Origin of the sequence: Streptomyces sp. WAC06614 (genome assembly GCF_003949795.1) — a bacterium.
Classification (GTDB): domain Bacteria; phylum Actinomycetota; class Actinomycetes; order Streptomycetales; family Streptomycetaceae; genus Streptomyces.
On record NZ_RPRY01000477.1, the window covers coordinates 1 to 3,958 of the forward strand.

General features: G+C 70.3%; 5 protein-coding genes and 2 tRNA genes. All 7 read left to right on the forward strand.

The window, feature by feature from the left end; genetic code table 11:
* The first annotated feature begins 69 nt into the window (after nt 1-69).
* The 7 genes from EF918_RS33440 to EF918_RS33470 all read left to right on the forward strand — a co-directional run bounded on the left by EF918_RS33440 (nt 70) and on the right by EF918_RS33470 (nt 3,897).
* Nucleotides 70-142: transfer RNA gene (locus EF918_RS33440), tRNA-Thr, on the forward strand.
* Between the two features lie 46 nt (nt 143-188).
* Nucleotides 189-261 (forward strand) — tRNA-Met (locus EF918_RS33445).
* Between the two features lie 88 nt (nt 262-349).
* The gene (gene rpmG, locus EF918_RS33450) at nt 350-514 is read left to right on the forward strand and encodes a 50S ribosomal protein L33 (RefSeq protein ID WP_003956487.1); all 165 of its coding nucleotides are present in this window, start codon (nt 350-352) and stop codon (nt 512-514) included.
* A 103-nt stretch (nt 515-617) separates the two neighbouring features.
* The gene (locus tag EF918_RS33455) at nt 618-1,070 is read left to right on the forward strand and encodes a MaoC family dehydratase N-terminal domain-containing protein (RefSeq protein ID WP_125652650.1); all 453 of its coding nucleotides are present in this window, start codon (nt 618-620) and stop codon (nt 1,068-1,070) included.
* 3 nt (nt 1,071-1,073) lie between these two features.
* A complete protein-coding gene (locus EF918_RS33460) occupies nt 1,074-1,502 on the forward strand; it encodes a MaoC family dehydratase (protein ID WP_125652651.1) in 429 nt (142 codons plus the stop codon).
* A 104-nt stretch (nt 1,503-1,606) separates the two neighbouring features.
* On the forward strand, nt 1,607-2,242 hold the full coding sequence (locus EF918_RS33465; protein WP_125652652.1) for a TetR/AcrR family transcriptional regulator: 636 nt from the start codon (nt 1,607-1,609) through the stop codon (nt 2,240-2,242).
* A 227-nt stretch (nt 2,243-2,469) separates the two neighbouring features.
* Nucleotides 2,470-3,897: a DHA2 family efflux MFS transporter permease subunit gene (locus tag EF918_RS33470; protein WP_125652653.1), complete on the forward strand. Its 1,428-nt coding sequence runs from the start codon at nt 2,470-2,472 to the stop codon at nt 3,895-3,897.
* Nucleotides 3,898-3,958: the final 61 nt, after the last annotated feature.

Below are 3,958 nucleotides of genomic sequence, written 5' to 3' on the forward strand. Positions count from 1 at the left end.
GGGGGTGGAGGGCCTGGGGCATAAGGATTTGGGCGATCGGCAGGAGGCCGTGTAATGTCTTCCCTGCTCGCCCCAATAGCTCAGTCGGTAGAGCGTCTCCATGGTAAGGAGAAGGTCTACGGTTCGATTCCGTATTGGGGCTCTGGTGAGAGAGGTCCCCGCCCTCGGGCGGGGACCGATCACATCAAAGCGGCGTAGCTCAGTCGGTAGAGCAAGCGGCTCATAATCGCTGTGTCACCGGTTCAAGTCCGGTCGCCGCTACACACAGTAGCCGATTGTGGGGTCGGTCTCCCGATCGGCTACTCTTTTCTGCGTTCATCCGTCCATCCGTCCGTCAAGGAGCACTCACGTGGCTGCCACCGACGTCCGCCCGAAGATCACGCTGGCCTGCGTGGAGTGCAAGGAGCGGAACTACATCACCAAGAAGAACCGGCGCAACAACCCGGACCGTCTTGAGATGAAGAAGCACTGCCCGCGCTGCAACTCGCACACCGCGCACCGCGAGACCCGCTGACCCCAGCGAGTCTTCGGACAAAGGCACTGTCATGAGGTCGTCCCCCTTTCCCGGGGGACGACCTCGTGTCGTTTTCGCAGTTTCTACCAGGAGGTAGTGAGCCATGGCGCTCGACCAGTCCTTCGTGGGGCGGACGTACCCGCCCACCGATCCGTACGAGGTCGGCCGGGAGAAGATCCGCGAATTCGCGGAGGCCGTAGGCGACGCCAACCCCGCCTACACCGATCCGGATGCCGCCAAGGAACTCGGCCACCCCGATGTGATCGCCCCGCCGACCTTTGTGTTCGCGATCACGTTCAAGGCCGCGAGCATGGTCGTCCAGGACCCGCAGCTCGGGCTGAACTACGACCGCGTCGTGCACGGCGACCAGAAGTTCGCGTACACGCGTCCCGTGCGGGCCGGCGACCGCCTCTCGGTCACCTCCACGATCGAGGCCGTCAAGAGCATGGCGGGCAACGACATCATCGACGTCCGGGGCGAGGTCCACGACGCCACCGGCGAACACGTGGTGACCGCCTGGACCAAGCTCGTGTCCCGCGCCGCCGAGGAGGGCTGAACCGTGACCGCCAGGATCAACTTCGCTGACGTCGAGGTCGGCACCGAGCTGCCCGCCCAGTCCTTCCCCGTGACGCGCGCCACGCTCGTCCGCTACGCCGGTGCCTCCGGCGACTTCAACCCGATCCACTGGAACGAGAAGTTCGCCAAGGAGGTCGGGCTGCCGGACGTGATCGCGCACGGCATGTTCACCATGGCCGAGGCGATCCGGGTCGTCACCGACTGGGCCGGCGACCCGGGTGCGGTCGTCGAGTACGGCGTGCGCTTCACCAAGCCCGTCGTGGTCCCGAACGACGAGGACGGCGCCGTGATCGAGGTCAGCGGCAAGGTCGCCGCGCTGCTCGACGACCACCGGGTGCGGGTCGACCTGACGGCCATGAGCGCTGGTCAGAAGGTTCTCGGCATGTCCCGGGCCGTCGTCCGGCTCGCCTGAGACCGGGCCGCCGGCCGGGTTCTGGCCGGCCTTCGAAGACGGGCGCCCTTGCGGCGCCTTCTTCTTCCCTTGCGTAGTTAGTGATTGCGTACTAACTTAGTCGCATGGTCAGGATGAGCGCGGAAGAGCGACGTGAGAGCGTGATCCGGGCCGCCACGCGGGAGTTCGCGCGCGGCGGCTACTACGGGACGTCCACCGAGGCGATCGCCAAGCGGGTCGGGGTCTCGCAGCCGTACCTCTTCCGGCTCTTCCCGAACAAGCAGGCCATCTTCCTGGCCACCGCCGCCCGCTGCATCGAGAACACCCGCCGGGTGTTCGCCGAGGCCGCGGACGGGCTCCACGGCCGCGAGGCCAAGGAGGCCATGGCCGCCGCGTACACGCGGCTGATCAGTGAGGATCCGCACACCCTGCGGATGCAGCTCCAGATGTACGTCACGGTGGCCGCCGCCGAGGCGGCCGGTGACACCGAGCTCGGCGAGCTCGTCCGGGCCGGCTGGCTGGAGCTGTGGGACACCGTGCAGGGGCCGCTCGGCGGGGATGCCGCCGAGACCTCGGCCTTCATGGCCCAGGGGATGCTGATCAACACGCTCACCGCCATGGGGTTCCCTGCAGGGCATCGGATCTGGGAGGGGCTGGAGCCTTCTCATGACTCCGGTCCGGCCTCCGGTCCGGCCTCCGGTCCGGCCTCCGAGCCGGCCTCTGGTCCGGCCTCCGAGTCGCGGCCCGGGCCCGCGGTGTAGCGCGCCACCCGGCAGCCCTCCCCGAGATCCCGCCGACGTTCCGCTCCACCCGCGCCCGCCCTTCACCGTTCGTCGTCCAGCAGTGCGTTTTTCTGTCCGTGAAAGTTAGTCATCAATTACTTACTAGCAGGCCTCCACCCTCAGGGGGAATCGTGAACGCCACCGAGAGCACCGCCCTCCGCGGGCCCGCCGTCTGGGCCCTCGTCCTCACCGCCGCCGCGAGCTTCATGGCGGCCCTCGACAACCTCGTGGTCACCACCGCGCTCCCCGCCATCCGCGCGGACCTCGGCGGCAAGCTGGAGGACCTCGAGTGGACGGTGAACGCCTACACGCTCACCTTCGCCGTCCTCCTCATGTTCGGTTCGGCCCTCGGCGACCGGTTCGGCCGCCGCCGGTTCTTCATCGCCGGGCTCGCCGTCTTCACCGGCGCCTCCGCCGCGGCCGCCCTCTCGCCCGGCATCGACGCCCTGATCGCCGCCCGCGCCGTCCAGGGCGTCGGCGCGGCCGTGATGATGCCGCTCACGCTCACCCTGCTCACGGCCGCCGTCCCGGCCGCCCGCCGCGGCACGGCCCTCGGCATCTTCGGTGCCGTCACCGGCCTCGCCGTGGCCAGCGGCCCGGTCATCGGCGGCACGCTGACCGAGCACCTCTCCTGGCAGTGGATCTTCTGGCTGAACGTGCCGATCGGCCTCGCCCTGATACCGCTCGCCCGCCTGCGCCTCGCCGAGTCCACCGCCCCCGGCGCCCGGCTCGACGTCCCCGGCACGTTCCTGATCAGCGGCGGCCTCTTCGGCATCGTCTACGGCCTGGTCAACGCCAACGCCCACGGCTGGACCAGCGGCCCCGTCCTCACCGGCCTGGTCGCGGGCAGCGTGCTCGTCGGCGGATTCGTGGTGCACGGCTTCCGCGCCGAGAACCCCATGCTTCCCATGCGCCTCTTCCGGCACCGGGGCTTCTTCGGCATCAACATGGCCAGCCTGCTGATGTTCCTCGGCATGTTCGGGTCGATCTTCCTGCTCGCGCAGTTCCTCCAGGGCGTCGCCGGATACTCGCCCGCCGAGGCCGGACTGCGGATGCTGCCCTGGACCGGGATGCCGATGATCGTCGCCCCGCTGGCCGGCATGCTCGCCGACCGGGTCGGCGGCCGCCCCGTCGTCGCCGCGGGCCTGGCCCTGCAGGCGGTCGGCCTCGCCTGGTTCGCCCTGATCATCGAACCCGAGGTGACCTACGCCGCCCAGCTGCCCGCCCTGATCCTCAGCGGCATCGGCATGGCCCTGTACTTCGCCCCGGCGGCCCATCTGCTGATGTCCACCGTGGCCCCGGCCGATCAGGGCAAGGCCTCGGGCACCAACAACGCGCTGCGCGAGGTCGGCGGAGCCCTCGGCGTCTCCGTCCTCGCCTCGGTCTTCGCGGCCCAGGGCGGCTACGGGTCCGCGCAGGCCTTCGCCGACGGCACCGTGCCCGCCCTGTGGATCGGCGCGGCCGCGGTCGCCCTGGCCGCCGGACTGGCCCTGCTCACCCCGCGCCGCAGCGCCACCGCGGCCGCCGAGGCCCCGGACCCGACCCCGGCACCGGCCCCGGAAACCACCAAGGCCGCGTCCGGGCCCGTAGCGGTGCCCGCCGGCGCCCAGCGGCGCGAGTCCGTCACCCCCTGAGCACCGGGCCCGGACGCGGCCTTGGTGGTTTCCGGGGCCGGTGCCGGGGTCGGGTCCGGGG

Bases quoted from the DNA above. Each gene is read 5' to 3' on its own strand.
- EF918_RS33455 (WP_125652650.1), top strand. From the start codon at position 618: ATGGCGCTCGACCAGTCCTTCGTGGGGCGGACGTACCCGCCCACCGAT.
- EF918_RS33465 (WP_125652652.1), top strand. From the start codon at position 1,607: ATGGTCAGGATGAGCGCGGAAGAGCGACGTGAGAGCGTGATCCGGGCC.
- EF918_RS33470 (WP_125652653.1), top strand. From the start codon at position 2,470: ATGGCGGCCCTCGACAACCTCGTGGTCACCACCGCGCTCCCCGCCATC.